Origin of the sequence: Pseudomonas frederiksbergensis, from assembly GCF_035751725.1 — a bacterium.
Taxonomy (GTDB): Bacteria; Pseudomonadota; Gammaproteobacteria; order Pseudomonadales; family Pseudomonadaceae; genus Aquipseudomonas; species Aquipseudomonas frederiksbergensis_A.
Genome location: NZ_CP142104.1, coordinates 2,497,212 through 2,519,063, shown reverse-complemented (window position 1 = coordinate 2,519,063; position 21,852 = coordinate 2,497,212). Strand labels below are relative to the sequence as shown.

The following is a 21,852-nucleotide window of genomic DNA, read 5'->3' as shown; positions in this document are numbered from 1 at the left end:
ATAAGAGGAAAAAACATGAAGCCTATTCTCATCGCGCTGGCCCTGACCGCCGCCTACAGCCTGCCGGCAATGGCGCAGGACGGCCCGACATTGTTCAAGAGCAAACCGTGCGCAGCCTGCCACTCCATCGACACCAAGGTAGTGGGCCCGGCGCTCAAGGAAGTCGCGGCGAAAAACGCAGGCGTCGCCGGGGCCGAGGCGCTACTGGCCAAACACATCAAGGAAGGCACGCAGGGCAACTGGGGACCGATGCCGATGCCCGCCAACCCGGTGACGGAAGAAGAGGCCAAGATCCTCGCGGCTTGGGTCTTGACCCTTAAGTAATTACATAACCCGTGGTGAGGGAGCTTGCCCCTCGCCACGAAAGCAACATCATTCAACCCGGAGGACGTCATGGAACGACACAGCTTCACCCCCTCGATCAGCGCCCTCCTCCTGCTTATCCCCGCCTGCGCGCTGGCCGCTCCCGACCCGCCGCGCCAGGCCCAACTCCAACATCTTCTGGACCAGGACTGTGGCGCCTGCCACGGCCTGCGAATGACCGGCGGCCTCGGTCCGCCGCTGACCCGCGAAGCGCTGACGGGCAAATCCCGTGACAGCCTCATCGCCACCGTCACCCTGGGCCGCCCCGGCAGCGCGATGCCCGGTTGGGCGCCACTGCTCGGCCCCGACGATATTCGCTGGTTGGTGGACCGGCTTCTTCAAGGAAAACCCGCATCATGATCCGTACCCTCCTTTGCGTGGCCAGCGCTGCAATCCTGCTCGCCGGTTGCGCCCAGCCCACGCTGCGCGGCACGGGCGACCTGGGCGTGGTGATAGAGCGCGCCAGCGGCAGCCTGCAGATCATCGAAAGCGACAACCGCAGCCTGCTCGCCCGCGTCGAAGGCTTGGGCGACTTGTCCCATGCCTCGGTGGTGTTCTCCCGGGACCAGCGCTACGCCTACGTGTTTGGCCGCGATGGCGGGCTGAGCAAGGTCGATTTGCTGACCGCTCGCATCGACCGCCGCATCCTCCAGGGCGGCAACAGTATCGGTGGCGCGATCAGCCAGGATGGCAAGCTGATCGCCGTGTCCAACTACGAACCCGGCGGCGTGAAAGTATTCGATGCCCGGACCCTGGACCCGATCGCCGACATCCCGGCCACACCGCTGCCGGACACCGGTAGACGCTCCCGGGTGGTGGGCCTGGTGGATGCGCCCGGCCAGCGTTTTGTGTTCAGCCTGTTCGACACCGACGAGATCTGGACCGCCGACTTCAGCGAAGGCACCACACCGCGCATCGAGCGTTTCACCGGCATCGGCAAGCAACCCTACGACGCGCTGATCACCCCGGACGGGCGCTACTACATGGCCGGGCTGTTCGGCGAAGACGGCATGGCACAACTCGATCTCTGGCATCCGGAGCACGGGGTCAAGCGCGTGCTGGGCCATTACGGACGCGGCGAGGCCCGGCTGCCGGTCTACAAGATGCCCCATCTGGAAGGCTGGGCCTTGGCTGGGCAGCAAGCCTTCGTGCCCGCCGTCGGTCACCACCAAGTGCTGGTGATGGACGCGACGAATTGGCAGCAGGTCGACGCCATTGCCGTGGCCGGGCAGCCGGTGTTCGTCACCGCACGGCCGGATGGACGCCAGCTCTGGGTCAACTTCGCCTATCCGGACAACGACCACGTCCAGGTCATCGACACCCAGACCCATGCCATCGTTGCCGATCTGCGTCCCGGGGCGGCGGTGCTGCACATGGAGTTCACCGCCCGCGGCGACCAATTGTGGCTGTCCGCCCGGGATGGCGGTGAAGTGCAAGTCTGGGATCCCTATCGACTGGAACGGATCGGCACGCTGCCGTCACTGAGCCCCAGCGGCATTTTCTTCAGCAGCCGCGCGCACAAGCCAGGGTATTGACCATGACACCGAGCCCACTCGCCCGTCGCCTGATCGACCGCTTCCAACACGGCATGCCGCTGTGTGCCGAACCCTACAAGGCCATGGCCGAAACCCTCGGTTGCAGCGAGACCCAGGTCATCGACTGTCTTCAACACCTGCAACTGGCGGGGACGTTGTCGAGGGTCGGTCCGGTGTTCGAACACAGCCGGGCCGGCGCCAGCACCCTAGCCGCCCTCGCGGTGCCGCCGGAGCGCTTGCATCAAGTGGCCGGGCGCGTCAGCCAGTACCCGGAAGTCAATCACAACTACGAACGGGAGCATCGCTACAACCTCTGGTTCGTGCTGACCGGTCCCGACCGCGCCCACCTGGACAACATCCTCCAGGAACTGGAGCAGGACACCGGCCTCACGCCCCTGGACCTGCCCATGCTCACCGCCTACCGCATCGACCTGGGCTTTGCCCTGGAGGCCACCCCATGAACACCGCCCTGAGCGAGCCACAATCCCTGGCGCTGCGCCGTTCGCTGGAAACCGGTTTGCCGCTGACTCCGCGTCCCTTCCAGGCCTTGGCCGAACAGATCGAGGCCAGCGAGTCGCAGGTGCTCGAGCAAGTACGGCTATGGCACGAGCAAGGCCTGTTCCGCCGCGTTGGCCTGGTGGTCAATCACCGCGCCTTGGGATTTTCCGCCAATGCCATGTTGGTGCTGGACGTGCCGGATGCGTTGGTCGATGAAGTCGGGCGACGCCTCGGCCATGCACCGGGCATCAGCCTCTGCTACCAGCGCCCACGACGGCTGCCCCAGTGGCAATACAACCTGTTCTGCATGATTCACGGACGCCAGCGCGATCGCGTCGAGGCCCAGGTCCAGGCGTTGCTCCAGGAACATCTGCTGGATGACCTGCCCCATCAATTGTTGTTCAGCACGCACTTGTTCAAGCAATGCGGCGGACGTTTCGCCGCACCGGCCGGAGCCTCGATCGATGGATGACCTGGACCGCCGCCTGATCAACCGGCTGCAACTGGGCTTGCCCCTGGTGCGCCATCCCTGGGAGCACCTGGCCCGCGAGCTGGACAGCAACAGCGCCGAGCTGCTCGACCGTCTGCATGAGTTGCTCAACGAAGGCGTGCTGACTCGTTTCGGCCCGATGTTCGACATCGATCGCCTCGGCGGCGCGTTCACCCTCGCCGCCCTGGCCGTGCCCGAAGCGCGTTTCGAGACCATCGCCGAGCTGCTCGCCGACCTGCCCGAAGTGGCCCACAACTACCGTCGCGAGCACGCCTGGAACATGTGGTTCGTGCTTGCCTGCCCCAGCGAACAGGCGATCGCCGACACCCTGCTGCGCATCGAACGGCTGACCGGCCTGGTGCCGCTGAACCTGCCCAAGGAGGAAACCTACCATGTCGGTTTGTATTTCCCGGTTTGACTCATTGCAACAGGAAGAAACTCCGCTGGCCCTGCGCCTGGTCGAACTGACCCAGGCCGGCCTGCCCTTGCTCGAAGATCCCTGGAGCTGGCTCGCCGAACAACTGGGCTTGAGTGTCGAGTCCACCCTCGACCTGCTCAAGCGCCTGCAGGCCGAAGGCGCAATCCGTCGCATCGCCGCCGTACCCAACCATTATCGCCTGGGCTATCGCCACAACGGCATGACCGTCTGGGATGTCGCCGACACCGACATGCCGCGCCTCGGCGCGCTGTTGGGCGCGCAGCCCTTCGTCAGCCATTGCTACCGCCGCCCGCGCCGCCCCGGCTGGCGTTACAACCTGTTCGCCATGGTCCACGGGCGCAGTCGCGAAGAAATCGACAGCTACCGCGACCACCTGCGTTACCTGCTGGGGGATGCCTGCGCCGCCGACGACATGCTGGTGAGCAGCCGGATCCTGAAGAAAACCGGCTTGCGCCTGACACCGGCCGCGCGCTGAACCTGCACATCGACCGAAGGAGCGCTTATGTTGAGGATCAGCCATTACCTGCGCGCCCTGGCCGGGCAATGCCCCGCCCCTCGCGTCGCACCCCCGGGCAGCCTGCGCGCACCGGTGGTGATCTGGAACCTGCTCAGGCGCTGCAACCTGACCTGCAAGCATTGCTACGCAACCTCCGCCGACAGCGTGTTTCACGATGAGCTGAACACGGCCGAAGCCCTGCAAGTGATCGACGACCTGCACGACGCCGGGGTGCGGGTGTTGATCCTGTCCGGCGGCGAACCGTTGCTGCGCGAGGACCTGTTCCAGCTCAGCGCCTACGCCCGTGCCAGAGGTTTCTTCGTCGCCCTGTCCACCAACGGCACGCTGATCGATGCCGCCAATATCGAGCAGATCGCGGCGGCGAATTTTGATTACGTGGGCATCAGCATCGATGGCCTGGAAGCGACCCACGATGAATTCCGGCAGCTCAAGGGCAGCTTCGCCAGCTCAATGGCGGCGATCCGGCTCTGCCGCGAACGTGGGATCAGGGTCGGATTGCGCACGACCCTGACCCAGCAGAACCATCTGCAACTGCCCAGGCTGCTGGAGCTGATGGACGAATACGATGTGCAGAAATTCTACCTGTCGCATCTCAACTACAGCGGTCGCGGCAAGCGCAGCCGCAAGCTCGATGCCCATCAGCAGATGAGCCGCGAGGCCATGGATATGATTTTCCAGCGTGCCTGGGCGGACATCGAACACGGCCGCGACAGCGATTTCGTCAGCGGCAACAACGATGCCGATGCGATCCTGCTGCTGCACTGGGTCGCCCGGTGCCTGCCCCAACACTCCACCGCGCTGGAGCAGATGCTGCGGGCCTGGGGCGGCAATGCCTCGGGCAGCGGCATCGCCAACATCGACAACACCGGCGAGGTGCATCCCGACACGTATTGGTGGCAGCACTCGGTGGGCAATGTCCGCCGGACGCCGTTCAAGTCCCTTTGGCTGGACCGCCCCGAGCCCCTTCTCCTGAAGCTGCGCGAGCACCCTCGCGCCGTCGGGGGACGCTGCGGCCAATGTCGCTGGCTGGGGATCTGCAACGGCAACACCCGCACCCGCGCCTGGGCCGACGGTGACTTGTGGGGCCAAGACCCCGGTTGCCACTTGAGCGATGAAGAAATCGGCGTGCACGCGATTCCCAGCGTTGCACTGCAACCGATATAGCCCGAAGCCGACGGCGAACCTGATGACGAACCAAGGAAGTCCCATGCCTGCCCCCATCGTTTTGCCCGCTGCCCTGCAATCGTCCTTCGTACCAGGGGAAGTCGCCCTGGTCGGCGCCGGCCCCGGTGACCCGGGCCTGCTGACGTTGCGGGCCTGGAGCCTGCTGATGCAAGCCGACGCGGTGGTCTACGACCGCTTGATCAGCCCGCAACTGCTCAGCCTGATCCCACTGACTTGCGCCCGGCATTATGTCGGCAAGGCCGCCGGTTGCCACAGCCTGCCCCAGCCGCAGATCAACCAACTGTTGGCCGATCTGGCGGACCAGGGCCAGCGGGTCGTCCGGCTCAAGGGCGGCGACCCGTTCATCTTCGGCCGTGGCGCTGAAGAGCTGCAATACCTGCTGTCTCGTGGCATCGATTGCCAAGTGGTGCCCGGCATCACCGCCGCGGCAGGTTGTACCGCCTATGCCGGCATCCCGCTGACCCATCGCGACCTGGTCAACTCCTGCCGATTCATCACCGGTCATTTGCAGCGCGACGGTGAGCTGGACTTGCCGTGGCAAAGCCTGGCCGATGACAGCCAGACGCTGGTCTTCTACATGGGCTTGTCGAACCTGCGCACCATTGCCGAGCGCTTGATGGAGGCTGGACTCGCAGCCGACACGCCGGCAGCGTTGATCAGCAACGGCACGCGCCCTGACCAACAGGTGCTGCGCGGCACACTTGGGCAGTTGCCGGAAATGGCCCAGGCCTGCGCCGACGGGCTGCCCACCCTGACCGTGATCGGCAAGGTCGTCGGCCTGTTTGCCCAGCAGCCGGTGCAGCATCCGGCACGGATTCATCCGATGCCACAGGCCCAACCCTATGCCTCGAAGGTGGCGTCATGAAGGGCTGGTGGTTCACGCCGATGCTGTGGATAGGCGCGGCCAACGGTGCCGATGTCAGCGGGCCGGACCTGGACCTGGCCGAGCGCAACTATCAGCAGCACTGCGAGCAATGCCACGGCGTCAATCGCATCGGCGGCGCCGGCCCGGCGCTATTGCCCCAGAGCCTGAGCCGGATCAAGCCCGCTGAAATCCGCCAGGTCATCGAAAACGGCCGCCCCGCCAGCCAAATGGCGGCGTTCGGCACCGTACTGGATGCCGCGCAGATCGATGGCCTGACTCATTATCTCCAGCGCCCGCCCGCCGTCGAGCCGACCTGGAACGAAGACGACACCCGTCGCAGTCATCGCCTGTTGGCGAATCTTGCCACGCTGCCGGACAAACCCCAGCACAACGCCGACCCGCTGAACCTGTTCGTGGTGGTGGAGGCCGGCGACCATCACGTCGATATCGTCGACGGCGATCGCTTCGAGGTGCTGGCGCGCTTTGCCTCGCACTTTGCCGTGCACGGCGGGCCGAAATTCTCGCCGGACGGCCGTTTCGTCTACTTCGCCTCACGGGACGGTTGGATCAGCCTGTACGACCTGCACAACCTCAAGCTCATCGCCGAGGTCCGCGCCGGGCTCAATACCCGTAATCTGGCAGTGAGCAAGGACGGCCGCTGGGTGCTGGTGGGCAACACCTTGCCGGGCAACCTGGTGGTGCTCGACGCCCGTGACCTGTCGCTGGTCAAGACCGTTGCAACGGTCGGGCTGGATGGCCAGGCATCGCGGGTCAGCGCGGTCTATACGGCGCCACCGCGGGACAGCTTCATCGTTGCGTTGAAAGATGTGAAAGAGGTTTGGGAAGTGTCCACCAGGCCGAACCCGGACTTTGTGCCCAGGCGCATCGAGGCCGAGGATTACCTGGATGACTTCTCCTTCTCTCCGGATTATCGGCAACTGCTCGCCACCTCGCGCAAGGCCCAGGGAGGGCAAGTGATCGACCTCGACACCGGACGGATCGTCACGGATATCGCGCTGCCGGGCATGCCGCATCTGGGCTCGGGCACCTATTGGAAACGTGACGGACATTGGGTATTCGCCACGCCCAACATCAGCAAGGGGCTGATTTCAGTGATCGACTTCGACACCTGGAAGGTCATCAAGCAGATCCCCACCCTCGGGCCGGGCTTCTTCCTGCGCAGCCATGCCAACTCCCGCTATGCCTGGACCGACGTGTTCTTCGGCCCGGACAACGATGCCATCCACCTCATCGACAAGCAGACTCTGGAAATTGCCCACACGCTGCGCCCGATGCCCGGCAAAACCGCCGCCCACGTCGAATTCACCCGCGACGGCCGCTACCTGCTGCTGAGCATCTGGGACACCGACGGCGCGCTGATCGTCTATGACAGCAGCACCCTGAAGGAGATCAAGCGCCTACCGATGAACAAGCCGTCGGGCAAATACAACGTGGGCAACAAGATCGAATTTGCCGAGGGCACCTCACACTGACATCGCAGTTCCGAGGGGCTGCTGCGCAACCCAGCGGGAGCAAGCTCCCTCGCCACAAGGGCGGCGTCGATAATCCATTTTTCCGGCCACCCTATCCCCATGGTGTTGCTTCTTCACCCGAAAGCGGTCAGTGGCTCATCGATGACATCGCGCCAGCCTGCCCGAGCAGCTTCTGGTCGATGTCCTCCAGGCGCAGGACCTTGCCGCCGGCTTCGTGGGCGAGTTTTTGTGCCGCCTCGAGGTCGGAGAACGAAGCCAGGACCACGCCCATGGCGCCCTTGAGTCGGGAGCCGATCACGAAGTAGGCGGTGCGCGCGTCGATCAGGTGAGCGTCGTCCGGTGCGTCCCAGTGGCTGTGGCCCATGTCGTGGACGTACAGCTTCACGTCGGCGCGATGATTCTCCGGTTGCAGCCACCAGCCGAGCATTTCCGCCGGTGAGCAAAACTTCTTCGTCCCGCCGGCACCGACCGCCGCGCCCTTGGGCCCGGGAAAATCGCTGATGACCATGCCACACACATGGCATTCATCCCCGGGATGAAAAGCCAACCCCGCCTGGGCTGCCGGCGGCGACTGGACCTTGTCGCAGGCCACCAGCGCCAGGCACATCAAAACCCCGGCCAGGACACGGCTCGCCTTGAAATAAACCCTGTTCATCACATGCTTCCTCATCAAGATCAGACATTCATGGACGTCGACGATTGAACAACCGATAGGCCAGCCACAACGGCACCACCAACCACAACCCCAGGCACAGCCAGAGCAGCGACCCGGCAACCGGCAAATCGCTACCCAGCGTCAGCACGCCTGCGCCGTTGGACGCGGCGTCAAACCCGGACACATTGATCAGGCGATACACATCGGTGGGGTTCAACAGCAACAGCCAAGGCAACAAGTCCGGACTGAACCGGCCCTCGCTCATTACCAGCAACGCCAGGAGCGCCAGGTCGAACACCAGCACGAAGAAAAACCACACCCCCAGCGCCAACCCCGCCGCGGTGGATTTTTCCGCCGACAGGCAACTCAGCACATAGGCCAATCCGAGGAACACCCAACCCAGCAGCGTGCTGGACAGCATGAAACGGCCGAAGGCCCAGAGCAGCAGGCTCAGCTCCACGTCATCGACCAGCACCGCGATGGCCAACATCGCGCAGCCGAAGCCAATCAGGGTCGCCAGTGCCAGGATCAGGCCGTGGCCGACAAACTTGCCCAACAACAGCTGCCCACGCCCCAACGGGTAGGTCAGCAACAGCAACAACGTGCCGCTTTCGTCCTCGCCAACAATCGCGTCGTAGGCCAGCAGCAAGGCAATCAACGGCATCAGGAATGTCGCCAGGCTGGCCAGGCTCGCCACCGTCGCCGGCACCGAGGTGAAGCCCAATTGACCGGACGCCGCCGCGCCGAGCCAGGCGATGCCGATCGCCAGCACCGCGAACAACAAGCTGATCGCCAGCAGCCAGCGGTTGCGAAGGCCGTCGCTGAGTTCCTTGCGGGCCATGTTCCAGATCGGGTTCATTGGCCGGTCTCCTCGATCGCAGCGCGGTTCATGAAGTGGCGATACAGATCTTCCAGCGAGGGTGGCGTGATTTCCACATCCGTCGGGTCGTCCTGGGCCAGCAACTGGCGCAGCAACAGCAACTTGCTGCCGTCCGGCGCAGACACCTGCACCCCTTCGGCGCCCCAGCCCTGGGTGACGTGCCCTTCACTGCGCCAGTGCTGGCGCAGCCAGTCGGCGCGGGAAAGACCCGACGCGCGGATCAGCGTCGGCAGTCCCGCGTCCTCGCGCAAACGCGCCAGGCTGCCCAGGGCCAACAGCCGCCCCCTGGTGAGAATCGCGGCGCGGTTGATGTGCGCCTCCACACCCGGCAAGACGTGTGAGCAAAGAATGATGCTGGTGCCCTGCCAGCGCAGGCGATCAAGCAATTGATAGAGGTCCTGTGTGGCAATGGGATCCAGGCCCACAGTCGGTTCGTCCAACAGCAACAGGCGCGGCTGGCCGAGCAAGGCCTGGGCCAGGCCGAGGCGCTGGCGCATGCCCTTGGAGTAGGTGCGCACCCGACGTTTCGCCGCGCCCGCCAGCCCCACCTCCTCCAGCAAGCGCTCGACCTGCGTAGGTGCCGCGCCCTTGAGCCGGGCGAAATGCTGCAACGTTTCCAGCCCGCTCAACTGCGGATAGAACATGACGTTCTCCGGCAGGTAACCAAGCATTCGCCGCACATTCGGGTCGCTGGGCTCACGGCCGAAGACCCGCACCTCTCCCGAGCTGGGCTGCAGCAGCCCAAGAATCAATTTCATGGTGGTGGTCTTGCCCGCGCCGTTGTGGCCGAACAGGCCGAGCACTTCGCCCTGGGCCAGGGTCAGGTCAAGCCCGTGCAGCACGGCGACGTCGCCATAACGCTGGCTGACGCCTTCGATTTCGACGACGTTCAAGACGCGTCCTCCTGGGCAACGTTGCGTTGAAGGGGTTGGATGGGCGCCTGCATCAGCGGATGGCTGTCCATCACCCCGGGGGATTTCATCACCGGGAACGCCCGCTGCACCCAGCGCAGCAGTTCGACGCCCGGGCTGTTCATCAGCAAGCGAACCTGGGGATACAGCCACAGCAGCCGGTCGACGTTATCGTTGGGTTCATAGGCGACGTCGCCCAGCCCATCGCTGTTGCGGTCCCAGCCCAGGTAATCGCTCCAGTAATTACCGCGCCCGTCCGCCGACCATTCCTGCAACCGGGTGGCGACGTATTTGACTTGGCGCTGGTTATGGACGAAGGCATTGCCGGCGATGCGGTTGTCCTCCGAGCCGGCGGTGAGGTGGATGCCCACGGCGCTGCGCTCGAAACGATTGCCTTCGATGCGGTTGAACAGCGAGTTGTAGATGAACAGCGCCTTGCCCTCGGCGCCGGTGATCATGGTGTCGCCGGTGGACCCATCGCGCACGTCGCTGACGAAGTTGTCGCGCAAGGTCGAATAAGTGATGTAGTTCATCAGGATCCCGTAGTTCTGGTCCTGTTCGGAACGGTTGCCGATCACCGTCAACTGGCGGCTTTGCATCAGCGCGTAGCCCGTGCGAGTGCGGCGGGTGGTGTTGCCCAGCAGTTGGTTGTCGTTGGCGAACATGTAATGCACGCCGTAGCGCAAATCCTCCAGGGTGTTGCCCTGCAGCAGATTACCGTTGGAAGTATCGATGTAGATGCCGTCGCGGGTGTCGCGGATCTGGTTGCCGATGATCCGCGCGCCACGCACCGCGTAGAGGTGGATGCCATTGCCTCGGTCCTGGGACCGCAGGCCCGGGTCGCCCTGGATGCGGTTGTCGATGAGGCTGACGTCCCGCGTGCCATCGACCCAGATGCCGAAGCCCTGGCCCTGCATGCGGTTCGCCCGCACCACCGCGCCCTGGCCGGCAGGATGGATGAAGACGGCGGCGTTCATGGCTGTCAGGTCATGGCCCCAGTCCAGGAACGTGCAACCCTGGACCTGGACATTCGGCGCTCGGATGACCAGACCATTGCCCTCGCCCTGCCCCTGGAATACCGCGTCCGGCGCACAGGTGAGCGTCATGGCTTGATCAATGCTGAACGAGCCACGGTACTCACCGGCCGGCAGGCGCCATTGCTGGTCGCCCTCGGCCTGCAACGGCAGGTCCATGATCGATTGCGGCGCGCTGGACGCGCCGCCCGACAACAGGCAGAACATCAGTGCAATGACCGTTCGATGAGCGTTTGCGTGCGGCATGTTCCCGGTCATTGCACCTGCCTCCTCGATGAATGACTCAGGCCTTTTCAACCAGCATGCGCCCGACCATTTCCATGTGCAGCGCGTGACAGAACCAGCTGCAGTAGTACCAATGCAGGCCAGGCTTGTCGGCGATGAAGGTGATGGAGGACGTTTGCTGCGGGCTGATCTCCATGCTCGCGCCGTGGTTGGTCATGACAAAACCGTGGGACACGTCCTCGATCTGGTCGATGTTGGTGATCGTCACGGTCACCTCGTTGCCTTGCTTGACGGTGAACTCCGTCAGGCCGTAGGCCGGTGCCATGGACGTCATATAGACCCGCACCTTGTTGCCGTCGCGGATGACCTTGTTGTCGGTCTCCAGGTTGATGCCGTCCTTCTTCGCCCGGGCCACGGTGTCGGCAAAGAACGGATCGTTGCGGCTCCAGATCTTCTGGGGCTTGATCTGGTCGCGCCGGGCCAGGATGCAATCGTGAGGCTCGGCGAAAGCCGGGCCGTCATGGACCAATTTCATTTCCTCGCCGGAGATGTCGATCAGTTGGTCGTTCTCCGGGTGCAGCGGGCCGGTGGGCAGGAAGCGGTCCTTGGAAAACTTGCACAGCACCACCAGCCACTTGCCATCCGCCTCGCTGGTTTCGGTCAGGGACGCATGGTTGTGCCCGGGCTGGTATTGCACGTCGAGTTTCTGCTTGATGTAGTTGACCTTCTCACCCTTGTAGGCACGGATCGCTTCGTCCATGTTCCACTTCACCACCTGGCTGTCGATGAACAGCGTGGTGTAGGCGTTGCCACGTCCGTCGAAGGTCGTGTGCAGCGGCCCCAGGCCCAGCTCCGGTTCGGCGACGATCACTTCCCGCGGATCTTTGTAGCGGTCGTTGAACAGATCATCGAGGCGGTCGATGGCGATCATCGAGACCGTCGGCGAGAGCTTGCCGTTGGCGATGAAATACTTGCCGTCAGCAGAGGTGTTGAGGCCATGGGGGTTCTTCGGCACCGGGATGTAGCGGGTGAATTCGCTGTCCTTGCCGTTGACTTTGCGTCCGTCGACCACCGGCACCTTGGAGCCGTCCAGGGTGATGAACTTGCCCGCCTTGACCGCCGCCTCGATGCGCGGAATGTTGTACACCACCACCCAGTCGCGCTCGTTGCGCATCATGCCGCCCAGGTCGTAGGCCTTCTCGGAGTTGTAGCAGGTGCTGGCAGCGTATTTGCCGGTGTAGTCGGCATCGGTGTTGTCCAGGTTGCCGTCGACGATGACCTGGAACGCCATCTCCATTTTCTCGGCATCGATGACGTTGAACATCGTGAAGCTGTTCTTGTCCTGCAGGTCGAAGGTGCTGCCGTCGTTGGGATGCGGGATCACGAACTCGCCGTTGGCGAATACGTACTTGGTGTGCGGGACCTTCTGCAGGCGCAGGCCATGGATCGCCTGCACATTGGGCACGGTGAGGATCTTGTCGCACTTCATGATGTCCAGGCGAATGCGCGCGACCCGCGAGTTGGCCTTGTCATTGATGAACAGATACTTGCCGTCGTACTTGCCGTCGGTCATGGAGATGTGCGGGTGATGGCAGTCGCCGTTCTGGTACTTGGCGCTGTCGCCGAGGATGCGCTTGCTCTCGTTGGTCAGGCCCCAGCCGGTCGCGGAATCGACGTTGAACACCGGGATGCGCATCAGCTCGCGCATCGACGGCACGCCCAGCACCCTCACCTCGCCTTGATGGCCACCGCTCCAGAAGCCGTAGTATTCGTCGAGCTCGCCGGGACCGACGTGGACCTTGGACTTGGCTTCCTTGGCTGCCGCCGCCCAGGACTCGCGGGTGAACGTGCCGGCCCCCAGTGCGGTGGCACCGGCCAACACCGCGCCGGTGACCGCGCCAGTGCCGAGGAAACTGCGGCGGCTGACGCCCCTGGGCTCTGGCACTGCGTCAGGCGTCGGGATTTTTTTATCGCTCATGCTGTGTGTGCTCCGTGAAGGATGAAACGGTCAGGGCCAGGTCTTGCGCGCCGCTCAAGGCGTCAGCTCCACCTGCACCACCGGGATTCGTTGCGGGTCGGACGGGGTTGGCTTGCCACGCTTCTTGCGCTTGTTGATCAAGGGCGGGCATTTGTTTTCGTTGTGCCAGGTCATCTGGCAGTCGAGGCAGTAATGGCATTCGTTGGCATTGATCCGGCCATCGGGGTGAATCGCCTGGATCTCGCATTCCTTGGCGCACAGTTGGCACGGGTTACCGCACTCCTTGCGGCGCTTGAGCCAGTCGAACAGGCGCAGCCGGGTTGGCATCGCCAAGGCTGCGCCCAGCGGGCAGACGTAGCGGCAATAGACTTTGCGGGTGAACACGTTGATCACCAGCAGGCCCACCGCGTAGGCGACGAACCACCATTGGCGGTCGAACTTGAGGGTGATGGCGGTCTTGAATGGCTCCACCTCGGCGAGCCGTTCGGCGGTGGCCATTGACTCCAGCGAGACGCCGAACAGCCCCAGCAAAATGATGTACTTGATCGCCCACAGCCGCTCATGAACGGCGAACGGCAATTCGTATTGCGGCACCTTGAGCTTGCGTGCCAGCTCGTTGATCAATTCCTGCAGCGCGCCGAACGGGCACAGCCAGCCACAGAACACCCCGCGCCCCCAGAGCAGGATACTGGCGGCGGTGAACACCCAGAGAATGAAGATCAGCGGGTCGGTGAGAAACAGCTCCCAGCGAAAGCCCTCGAACAACGCGTGGACAAAGGTCAACACGTTGACCACCGACAACTGCGCCAGCGCGACGCCACCGAGAAACACCACGGTGAACACCAGATATCCACGGCGAACCCAGTGCAGCAGCGTTGGCCGTCGGGCCAGTGAGTCCTGGAAAAACAGGATCGCCGTCAGTACCAGCAACGCCGCGCCGAGCACGCCGATTTCGACGCTTTTCTGGTACCAGAGGGTCAGCCACATCGGCCGGCTGGCTTCTTCGGCCGCCGCCAGTTGCTCGGCCGTCGGCAAAGGTCGCTCGAGGTAGAGCTCGGGCAGTTGGTAGCCGAGTTCGAAACTGCTGAATGTGCCGCTGACCGGGCCGGTCTGGCGCCGCACCAACAGTTCCAGGCTCCACGGCGCGCCAGGGTCGAAGCGATGGGAGGCGCGGATCGTGAAGATCGCCATTTCGTCGAAGTCCGGCATGTCGGCGGCGACGTCATCCAGGCGTTGGAAATCCAGGTCGCGGAAGCTGATGGTGTCGCCGGATTGGCGCAGTTGCACCCGGTCGAAAATCCCTCCGCGCACGTAGCCCGAACCCTTGAATGAATAACGGCCGCTGCCCATCACCGCGATCGCCTGTTCGCCTGGCTTGAGTTCGGCCATCAGCGCGCGGTATTGCGTCTCGCCCAGCAGATTGCGGCCGATGGTGGGCGGGTTGAGGTGGGTGACGTAGAGATCGATGAAGGTGTCGTCCACCTGCTCGTCGCTGGCGGTTTCGACCTGTTCGGCTTCGGTGCCTTTGAACGAGGCGTCGACCTCCCCTCGGGTCAGGTGCAGGCGACGGACAGCGCCGTTGCCCGTCAGCGTGGCCCAATCGGCAGGCTGGTAGAAATCGTCCCGTACGCGGGCCGGCGCCACGGCCAATCCGGCATCGCCCTTGACCAGGCCCAGGGACACCGCGACGTCATGGGCGGCGCGCATGATGACTTCGTTGACCACCATGGCCGTCACCGTGGCGCCGGCGATCGCGTCGACTGTCACCGCATTCGGGTCGCTGGAATGCCCCACCACCACCCGTTGGTTGACCTTGATGCCGCTGTATCGAGCGCTGAAGGCGTGGAGCTTTTCTTCGGCGATGCCGATCAGCAGGATCGGTTCGTGGTGCTTCAGTACGTAGGCATCGAGGATCACACCGGCAGGGTCGAGAATGACCTGGACGTTGATCGGCTTGCCCGAATACGCCGGAATGTCCACCACGTCCAGGCTCTGGAACACGTAGCCCAAGACCTTGCCGGCGGCGGAGAGTTTGCGAACCTTGAACGGGCCTTCGGGCTCGGAAATCGAATCGACGGGGCCCAGGACATGGTGGATGCGCTGTTGCTGGACTTCACCGTAGTCCTTGGCCTGGACGATGGCGGCGAACATCAGCAGTAGAAGGAACAGCCCGGGAATCCAGGAACGGAATGGGTGCAGCATCGCAACGGGACGGGTCATGAGCGCCAGGGCTTGATTACAGGATCTTGGCGCTCATTCTGCGACCCGCCCCTGGCCTGGGCCCTTGATTGAAATCAACTTGGCAAAAAACCAGCTGCGACGGTTCTACACACCCGACCGTGGCGAGGAAGCGGTTCGGCGCGAACGGCAGGACTTGGTCCCATTTTCACCTGCAACGCTTTCGTCATCTGCCGCGCCCGGAGTAAATTCTTTTCGCACGCAAGCGGTCAAACCCGGTCGCATAATGGTCAGCGCTGTGATGCAGTCCGCTCCCCACCGCGCGTAACGCACCGATAGCCACAAGGAATCCCCGATGCCTCCACGTTCCACACCTGCTTCTACAGCCGGCACCGGCTTCGTGCGGGTGCGTGGCGCCCGCGAGCACAATCTCAAGAACGTCGACGTGGACATCCCTCGCGATGCCCTGGTGGTGTTCACCGGTGTGTCCGGTTCCGGCAAATCCTCGCTGGCCTTCTCCACGCTTTATGCCGAAGCCCAGCGGCGTTATTTCGAGTCGGTCGCACCTTATGCGCGGCGATTGATCGACCAGGTCGGCGTGCCGGACGTGGGCAGCATCGAAGGCCTGCCGCCGGCGGTCGCCTTGCAGCAGCAGCGCGGCACGCCGAGTGCGCGTTCCTCGGTGGGCAGCGTCACCACGTTGTCGAGCCTGATCCGCATGCTCTATTCCCGCGCCGGCAGCTACCCGGCCGACCAGCCGATGCTCTATGCCGAAGATTTCTCGCCCAACACCCCCCAGGGCGCCTGCCCGCAATGCCATGGTTTGGGGCGGGTCTATGAAGTGACGGAGGCCACCATGGTCCCCGACCCTTCGCTGACCATCCGCGAACGCGCCGTCGCCGCCTGGCCCATGGCGTGGCAGGGGCAGAACCTGCGGGATATCCTGGTCACCCTCGGCTATGACGTCGACATTCCCTGGCGCGACCTGCCGAAGAAACAACGCGACTGGATTCTCTTCACCGAAGAAACCCCCACCGTCCCGGTGTACGCCGGGCTCACCCCGGCCCAGACCCGCGAAGCCCTCAAGCGCAAACTCGAACCCAGCTACCAGGGCACGTTCAGCGGCGCCCGACGCTACCTGTTACACACCTTCATGCATTCGCAAAGCGCGCAGATGCGCAAGCGCGTGGCCCAATACATGCGCGCCAGCCCCTGCCCGGCGTGCGAAGGCAAGCGCCTCAAGCGCGAGGCGCTGACCGTCACCTTCGCCGGGCTGGACATCGCCGAGTTGTCCAATCTATCGCTGTTGGCGTTGGCCGAAGTGCTCACGGCCGTCGCGGCGCCCGACTATCTGGAGCAGCCCGAAGAGCCGGGCAATGTGCTCACTCACCGCCAGACCCGCGAAGCCCGCGAACAGCGCGCGGCCAGGGGCGACAACCCGCACGCGGGCGGGCCGGACGCGCGCCACACGCCCAACCTGTCCCTGGAAAAACGCCTGGCCGCCCAGCGCATTGCCGCCGAGCTGCTGGAGCGCATCGTCACGCTGATCGACCTGGGCCTCGGCTACCTGGCCCTGGAACGCAGCACGCCGACGCTGTCCTCCGGCGAGCTGCAGCGCCTGCGCCTGGCGACCCAGCTCAACTCCCAATTGTTCGGGGTGATCTATGTGCTGGACGAACCCTCCGCCGGCCTGCACCCGGCCGACAGTGAAGCGCTTTTCGGTGCCTTGCAGCGATTGAAAGCGGCAGGCAATTCGGTGTTCGTGGTCGAGCACGACTTGGACACCATGCGCCGCGCCGACTGGCTGATCGACGTCGGCCCCGACGCGGGCGAGCAAGGCGGCAGGGTTCTTTACAGCGGTCCACCAGAAGGCCTTGGGCAGGTGTCGGAGTCACGCACCCGCGCCTACCTGTTCGCCGAAGAACACGCCACCGCGCGCTCCCCACGCAAGCCCGAGGATTGGCTGCGCCTGGATGGCATTACCCGCAACAACCTCGACAACCTCAGCGCGGCGTTTCCCCTGGGCTGCTTCACGGCGGTCACCGGTATTTCCGGCTCCGGCAAGTCCAGCCTGGTCAGCCAGGCGTTGCTGGATCTGGTCGGCGCCCACCTGGGCCAGCCAAGCAACAACGCCGAGGCCGAGGAACAAAGCCTGGAAGACGAACCGGTGCAAACCAGCGGTGGCCGCGTCACCGCCGGGCTCGATGGGATCAAGCGACTGGTCCAGGTCGATCAGAAACCCATCGGCCGCACGCCGCGCTCCAACCTCGCCACCTACACCGGATTGTTCGATCACGTGCGCAAGCTCTTCGCCGCCACGGAACAGGCGCAGGCACTGGGATTCGATGCCGGCCGTTTCTCCTTCAACGTCGCCAAGGGCCGCTGCGAAACGTGCGAGGGCGAAGGCTTCGTCAGCGTGGAATTGTTGTTCATGCCCAGCGTGTACGCCCCTTGTCCGACCTGCCACGGAGCCCGCTACAACCCCCAGACCCTGCAAGTGACCTGGCAAGGCCTGGATATCGCCCAAGTGCTGCAACTGACGGTCAACCAGGCCCTGGAAGTCTTCGCCGAGCAAGCGCCAGCCAGGCGTTCGCTACAAGTGCTGAAGGACATCGGCCTGGGCTATCTGCGCCTGGGCCAACCGGCCACCGAACTGTCCGGCGGCGAGGCCCAGCGAATCAAGTTGGCAACGGAACTGCAACGCAAGGCCCGGGGCGCGACGCTGTACGTGCTGGACGAGCCCACCAATGGCCTGCACCCCCAGGACGTGGATCGCCTGCTGGTGCAGCTCAATCGCCTGGTGGACGAAGGCCATACCGTGGTCGTGGTGGAACATGACATGCGGGTGGTGGCGCAGAGCGACTGGGTCATCGACATCGGGCCAGGGGCTGGGACACAGGGTCGGCAGGTCGTGGTGAGTGGCGTGCCGCAGGTGGTGGCGGCTTGCGAGGAGAGCCGTACGGCGCCGTTCCTGAGAAACGCCCTGCGCTGAGCCCTGTGGCGAGAGCCGTCCCACCCACTAGCAGCCGGTGCATCAGACCGTACGCGAATACTGCACCGTCTGCTCCCCCGCCAGATACGCGTCGAAGGCCATGGCTACGTTGCGCATCATCAGCTGTCCTTGGGGCAGCAGCACCAGCGAATCGTTGCGGATGTCCAGTAGCCCATCACCCACGAGTTCCTGGAGCCGGTCGAGCGCCTCGTCAAAATAATCGGCAAAACGAATGCCGTGAGCAGCCTCGACCCGGCCGAAATCAATCCGTCCATGGCACATCAGTTCGCTGATCACCTCGCGCCGCAAGCGATCATCATCGCTCAGCCGGTAACCACGCTGGACCGCCAACAAGCCCTGGTCCAGGCGCGCGTAATACTGCGAAAGCTCCTTGACGTTCTGGCTGTAGCTGTCACCGACCTTGCCGATCGAGGACACGCCCAGGCCGATCAGGTCACAGTCGGCGTGGGTGGAGTAACCCTGGAAATTACGTTGCAACGAACCCTCGGCACGGGCGCGCACCAGCTCGTCGTCCGGCAGCGCGAAGTGGTCCATGCCCACGTAGACGTAACCGGCCGCGGTCAGGCGATTGATGGTCAGCTCCAGCAGTTCCAGCTTGCGCTCGGGCGGCGGCATGTCTTCGGGACGGATCATCCGCTGCGCCCTCACCCGCTGCGGCAAATGCGCATAGCTGTAGGCCGCGATCCGGTCCGGGCGCAGGGCGATGATCTTGCCCAGGGTGACGTCGAAACTGGCGATGGTTTGCAGTGGCAGGCCATAGATCAGGTCGACGCTCACCGACTTGAACCGCGCCCGTCGTGCGGCCGCCACCAGCTCGGCGACCTGCGCTTCGCTTTGTATGCGGTTGACGGCCGCCTGCACCTGCGCGTCGAAATCCTGGATGCCGAAGCTCAGGCGATTGAACCCTAGCTGCCGCAAGCCCTGGACTTGCTCGGCATCGATCGTGCGCGGATCGACCTCAATGGAGAACTCGTGGGCGTCGCTGTCGTCCATGTTGAACGACTGGTGCAGGCAATCCATCAGGTCGGCCAGTTGCCCGTGGGTCAGATAGGTGGGCGTGCCACCGCCCAGGTGCAGTTGGGTCAGCTTGCGCGAGCGGTCGAACAACGCCGCTTGCAAGGCAATTTCGCGCTTGAGGTAACTCAGGTATTCGGCGGCGCGGTGGGTCTTGCGGGTGATGATCTTGTTGCAGGCGCAGTAATAACAAAGGCTCTGGCAGAACGGGATATGGATGTACACCGACAACGGCTTGGGCACCGGAACCTGGTTGCTGCGCTGGGCAGCCTGGTGGTATTCATCCATGGCGAACGCCGAGTGAAACTGCGGCGCGGTGGGATAGGAGGTGTAGCGCGGCCCCGGACGATCGTATTTTTCGACCAGGGCGCGGTTGAAAGCACAGGGAGCATTCATCAAGGGTTCAACTTTTCAAAGGAGTTTGGGCCTGCGTTAACCGGCACGGAGTCGAACAGGTTGCAGATCGCATCCACGCTCAGGCGCCCGGCGGGCAGGATGCCGATGAAACGGCTCGACAGCTCGATCAATCCCTGAGCATGCAATTGCTCCAGCAACGGCCAGATGTCCGCGAAATACTCGCGGAACACCAGGCCGAAACGTGCTTCGATGGCGGGTATTTCCAGCTCCAGGTCACAGGACAACTGTTCGGTGACGGTGAGCCTGATCTGATCCTGCGCTTCGCAGCGCCAGCCACGGCACACCGGCAGTTGCCCAGCATCGAGTAGCCGGCAGTACTGCAACAGATCAGCGGTGTTCTGCACGTATAAATCTTCGATCTGGGTGATCGCCGCCAGGCCGAACCCCACGTGATCGCAGCAACCGTGACGGGTGAACCCATGGCAGTTGCGGTGCAGCCGCCCATGTTCCTGAGCGACTGCCAGGTCATCGTCGGCCCGGACAAACTGTCCCATGCCAATGTAGTGATAGCCCGCACCGAGCAGTTGATCGCAGCAACTGCGGCGCATGGCGTCCTTGTCCGCCTCGCTGCAAAAAGCACCGTACCCGCCGGCACTTTTGGAACGGTAGCGATAAGGTGCGTGGGCATAGTCGAACACCTGCAGGCGATCGGGCTCCAGCTCGATCAGCGTGGCCAGTTTGCGGGCGAAACTCTGGGGCGTCTGCCAGGCGTGGCCGTAGCCGAGGTCGATGTTGATCGAGCGGAAACCGAAGGTCCGCGCCGCATCGATCAACGAATGGATCGGTGCGGGGTTCTGGTAGCAATCCACCGACAGCTCGTTGTCGAGGCCAATGTCGGGCACGCCGATGCTGACATGGGTGAAACCCTGGTCGCGAATCTGCCCCATGGTCGACCAATCGGTATGGTGCAGGTCGACCTCGATGCTGTGGTCGCCGCTTTCGCAGAAGTCGAAACGTTTGCGCAGGTCGTCCATCAGCCGTTGCAGATGAATGATCACCGGCGTTCCGCCGGTCAGGCAGAACTGCTCGACGCGTCGCCCGGCGCCCAGGTGGCAGGCGACCAGCCCCACTTCATAGGCCAGGCGTTGCAGATACCCTTCGATCTCGCCGCATTGGCATACGCTGGCCAGCGGTGAACAGGATGCCAGTCTCAAGCACGACGGCAAGTGCACCTTCAGGGACAGCGGGCGACGTTTCTGTCGGCTGCCGCGCAAGCCCCTGAGCAGGTCGAGCGAACCGATGCCGCCGTGGAATCTCTCCGTGCCGACCGGGCAATCGACATCCGCCGCCACTGGCGTACGGTCCGCGGCACGCTCACCGAGGGTATGAAACAGGTCGAACATGACAATCTCCGAGTGGCTGCGCGGCGACAGTGTCGGGCTTATCCCGTGCGGGCACCTTGACCTGTATCAAGCGCCCGGCAACGGCTACCAGGTGAGGTAGAACATGCCCTTGGCCAGCAGCACAATCGCGACCATGTGGGCAAACACGCTGGTATGGATGATCCGGACGTAACGACCATTCATGCGCCCGCTGCGGAACAGCCACATCGCCCAGAGAAAATGCCCCAATACGCTGGCGGCGAGCAGGATCTTGAGCCCCAGCAACATGCCGAACGATGACTGCGACGGCGCCGCCAGCACCGGAAGATAACGCAGCCAGACCATGGCGATGCCCGCACCGAACAACACCAGCAGCACCCACGGCATCAATTGCCGGGCGCGCCGGCTGATGCCCTGCTCCAGCAGCACCATCACTTTGTTGGGCAATTGCTTGCGGATGCTCTCCAGAAACAACACCTCGAAAAACACCGTGCCGATGAAAACCAGCGCGGCGAACAGGTGCAAGGTCAGAAACAGCGGATAGGTCATGGCAGCCTTTTTTCGGCGGGGCGAATGGTTTATTCGAGGGTATCGCGCGGGCCTGGCGGTGGGGTTGATGCCAATCAAGGAAAGACCACGCCACGGGAGACCACCGCTGCCACAGGGATCAACGTTTTGCGTGAAAAGCGTCAAGGAAATGTTACACACTTCAAACTCCGCGCAACCGTTTATCAGTTTTTTGACACTTCACCGATACGCGGTCACAACTTTTTCGCTCCGTTGGGTCATAACACCGTGGTCGCCGATGGAATATTGGCATCCAACGAGGTTCTTAGCCTA

At 63.7% G+C, this 21,852-nt stretch carries 20 protein-coding genes; 11 read left to right on the top strand and 9 right to left on the bottom strand.

What is annotated here, in order from left to right:
* Positions 1–15: 15 nt before the first annotated feature.
* The 10 genes from VQ575_RS11315 (at position 16) to VQ575_RS11270 (ending at position 7,385) form a co-directional block, all read left to right on the top strand.
* A complete protein-coding gene (locus tag VQ575_RS11315) occupies positions 16–324 on the top strand; it encodes a c-type cytochrome (protein WP_039591176.1) in 309 nt (102 codons plus the stop codon).
* A gap of 69 nt (positions 325–393) precedes the next feature.
* The gene (locus tag VQ575_RS11310) at positions 394–723 is read left to right on the top strand and encodes a c-type cytochrome (RefSeq protein ID WP_039591177.1); all 330 of its coding nucleotides are present in this window, start codon (positions 394–396) and stop codon (positions 721–723) included.
* Complete coding sequence (locus VQ575_RS11305) at positions 720–1,898, top strand: cytochrome D1 domain-containing protein (RefSeq protein ID WP_325919677.1); 1,179 nt, start codon at positions 720–722, stop codon at positions 1,896–1,898. Before VQ575_RS11310 ends, VQ575_RS11305 begins: the two co-directional genes overlap by 4 nt.
* A gap of 2 nt (positions 1,899–1,900) precedes the next feature.
* On the top strand, positions 1,901–2,359 hold the full coding sequence (locus VQ575_RS11300) for an Lrp/AsnC family transcriptional regulator (RefSeq protein ID WP_039591181.1): 459 nt from the start codon (positions 1,901–1,903) through the stop codon (positions 2,357–2,359).
* Complete coding sequence (gene ahbB, locus VQ575_RS11295) at positions 2,356–2,868, top strand: siroheme decarboxylase subunit beta (protein WP_325919676.1); 513 nt, start codon at positions 2,356–2,358, stop codon at positions 2,866–2,868. Before VQ575_RS11300 ends, ahbB (VQ575_RS11295) begins: the two co-directional genes overlap by 4 nt.
* Positions 2,861–3,304, top strand: coding sequence for an Lrp/AsnC family transcriptional regulator (locus VQ575_RS11290; protein ID WP_198723184.1), 444 nt, complete (start codon positions 2,861–2,863; stop codon positions 3,302–3,304). Before ahbB (VQ575_RS11295) ends, VQ575_RS11290 begins: the two co-directional genes overlap by 8 nt.
* On the top strand, positions 3,279–3,800 hold the full coding sequence (gene ahbB, locus VQ575_RS11285) for a siroheme decarboxylase subunit beta (protein WP_045156406.1): 522 nt from the start codon (positions 3,279–3,281) through the stop codon (positions 3,798–3,800). Before VQ575_RS11290 ends, ahbB (VQ575_RS11285) begins: the two co-directional genes overlap by 26 nt.
* A gap of 27 nt (positions 3,801–3,827) precedes the next feature.
* Positions 3,828–5,006, top strand: a complete 1,179-nt coding sequence (nirJ, locus tag VQ575_RS11280; protein ID WP_039591187.1) for a heme d1 biosynthesis radical SAM protein NirJ — start codon at positions 3,828–3,830, stop codon at positions 5,004–5,006.
* 43 nt (positions 5,007–5,049) lie between these two features.
* Positions 5,050–5,892 carry a uroporphyrinogen-III C-methyltransferase gene (gene cobA / locus VQ575_RS11275; RefSeq protein WP_039591188.1) on the top strand — a complete coding sequence of 281 codons (843 nt, stop codon included), beginning with the start codon at positions 5,050–5,052 and terminating at the stop codon, positions 5,890–5,892.
* Positions 5,889–7,385, top strand: a complete 1,497-nt coding sequence (locus VQ575_RS11270; protein WP_045156403.1) for a nitrite reductase — start codon at positions 5,889–5,891, stop codon at positions 7,383–7,385. The genes cobA and VQ575_RS11270 overlap by 4 nt, the downstream gene beginning before the upstream one ends.
* 127 nt (positions 7,386–7,512) lie before the next feature.
* Here VQ575_RS11270 and VQ575_RS11265 read toward each other — a convergent pair whose 3' ends face one another.
* The 6 genes from VQ575_RS11265 to nosR are packed head-to-tail and all read right to left on the bottom strand — an operon-like array spanning position 7,513 to position 15,288.
* On the bottom strand, positions 7,513–8,040 hold the full coding sequence (locus VQ575_RS11265) for a nitrous oxide reductase accessory protein NosL (RefSeq protein WP_039591190.1): 528 nt from the start codon (positions 8,038–8,040) through the stop codon (positions 7,513–7,515).
* Positions 8,041–8,068: 28 nt separating this feature from the next.
* Complete coding sequence (locus tag VQ575_RS11260; RefSeq protein ID WP_039591191.1) at positions 8,069–8,899, bottom strand: ABC transporter permease; 831 nt, start codon at positions 8,897–8,899, stop codon at positions 8,069–8,071.
* The gene (locus tag VQ575_RS11255) at positions 8,896–9,813 is read right to left on the bottom strand and encodes an ABC transporter ATP-binding protein (RefSeq protein ID WP_198723186.1); all 918 of its coding nucleotides are present in this window, start codon (positions 9,811–9,813) and stop codon (positions 8,896–8,898) included. Before VQ575_RS11255 ends, VQ575_RS11260 begins: the two co-directional genes overlap by 4 nt.
* A complete protein-coding gene (locus VQ575_RS11250; RefSeq protein WP_039591193.1) occupies positions 9,810–11,123 on the bottom strand; it encodes a nitrous oxide reductase family maturation protein NosD in 1,314 nt (437 codons plus the stop codon). The genes VQ575_RS11255 and VQ575_RS11250 overlap by 4 nt, the downstream gene beginning before the upstream one ends.
* Positions 11,124–11,148: 25 nt before the next feature.
* Positions 11,149–13,068 (bottom strand): TAT-dependent nitrous-oxide reductase, encoded by a 1,920-nt coding sequence (nosZ, locus tag VQ575_RS11245; protein WP_198723187.1) that lies wholly within the window; start codon positions 13,066–13,068, stop codon positions 11,149–11,151.
* A 54-nt stretch (positions 13,069–13,122) separates the two neighbouring features.
* The gene (nosR, locus tag VQ575_RS11240; protein WP_411829947.1) at positions 13,123–15,288 is read right to left on the bottom strand and encodes a transcriptional regulator NosR; all 2,166 of its coding nucleotides are present in this window, start codon (positions 15,286–15,288) and stop codon (positions 13,123–13,125) included.
* Positions 15,289–15,601: 313 nt separating this feature from the next.
* Here nosR and VQ575_RS11235 point away from each other — a divergent pair, with 313 nt between their 5' ends.
* Positions 15,602–18,238 (top strand): excinuclease ABC subunit UvrA, encoded by a 2,637-nt coding sequence (locus VQ575_RS11235; RefSeq protein WP_325919675.1) that lies wholly within the window; start codon positions 15,602–15,604, stop codon positions 18,236–18,238.
* A gap of 42 nt (positions 18,239–18,280) precedes the next feature.
* On the opposite strand, the gene hemN is transcribed toward VQ575_RS11235, so the two are convergent.
* From hemN to VQ575_RS11220, 3 genes are all read right to left on the bottom strand, one after another.
* Positions 18,281–19,669: an oxygen-independent coproporphyrinogen III oxidase gene (gene hemN / locus VQ575_RS11230; protein ID WP_039591199.1), complete on the bottom strand. Its 1,389-nt coding sequence runs from the start codon at positions 19,667–19,669 to the stop codon at positions 18,281–18,283.
* Positions 19,669–21,033, bottom strand: coding sequence for an oxygen-independent coproporphyrinogen III oxidase (locus tag VQ575_RS11225; RefSeq protein WP_325919674.1), 1,365 nt, complete (start codon positions 21,031–21,033; stop codon positions 19,669–19,671). Before VQ575_RS11225 ends, hemN begins: the two co-directional genes overlap by 1 nt.
* 84 nt (positions 21,034–21,117) lie before the next feature.
* The gene (locus VQ575_RS11220) at positions 21,118–21,561 is read right to left on the bottom strand and encodes a CopD family copper resistance protein (RefSeq protein ID WP_039591201.1); all 444 of its coding nucleotides are present in this window, start codon (positions 21,559–21,561) and stop codon (positions 21,118–21,120) included.
* Positions 21,562–21,852 lie beyond the last annotated feature (291 nt).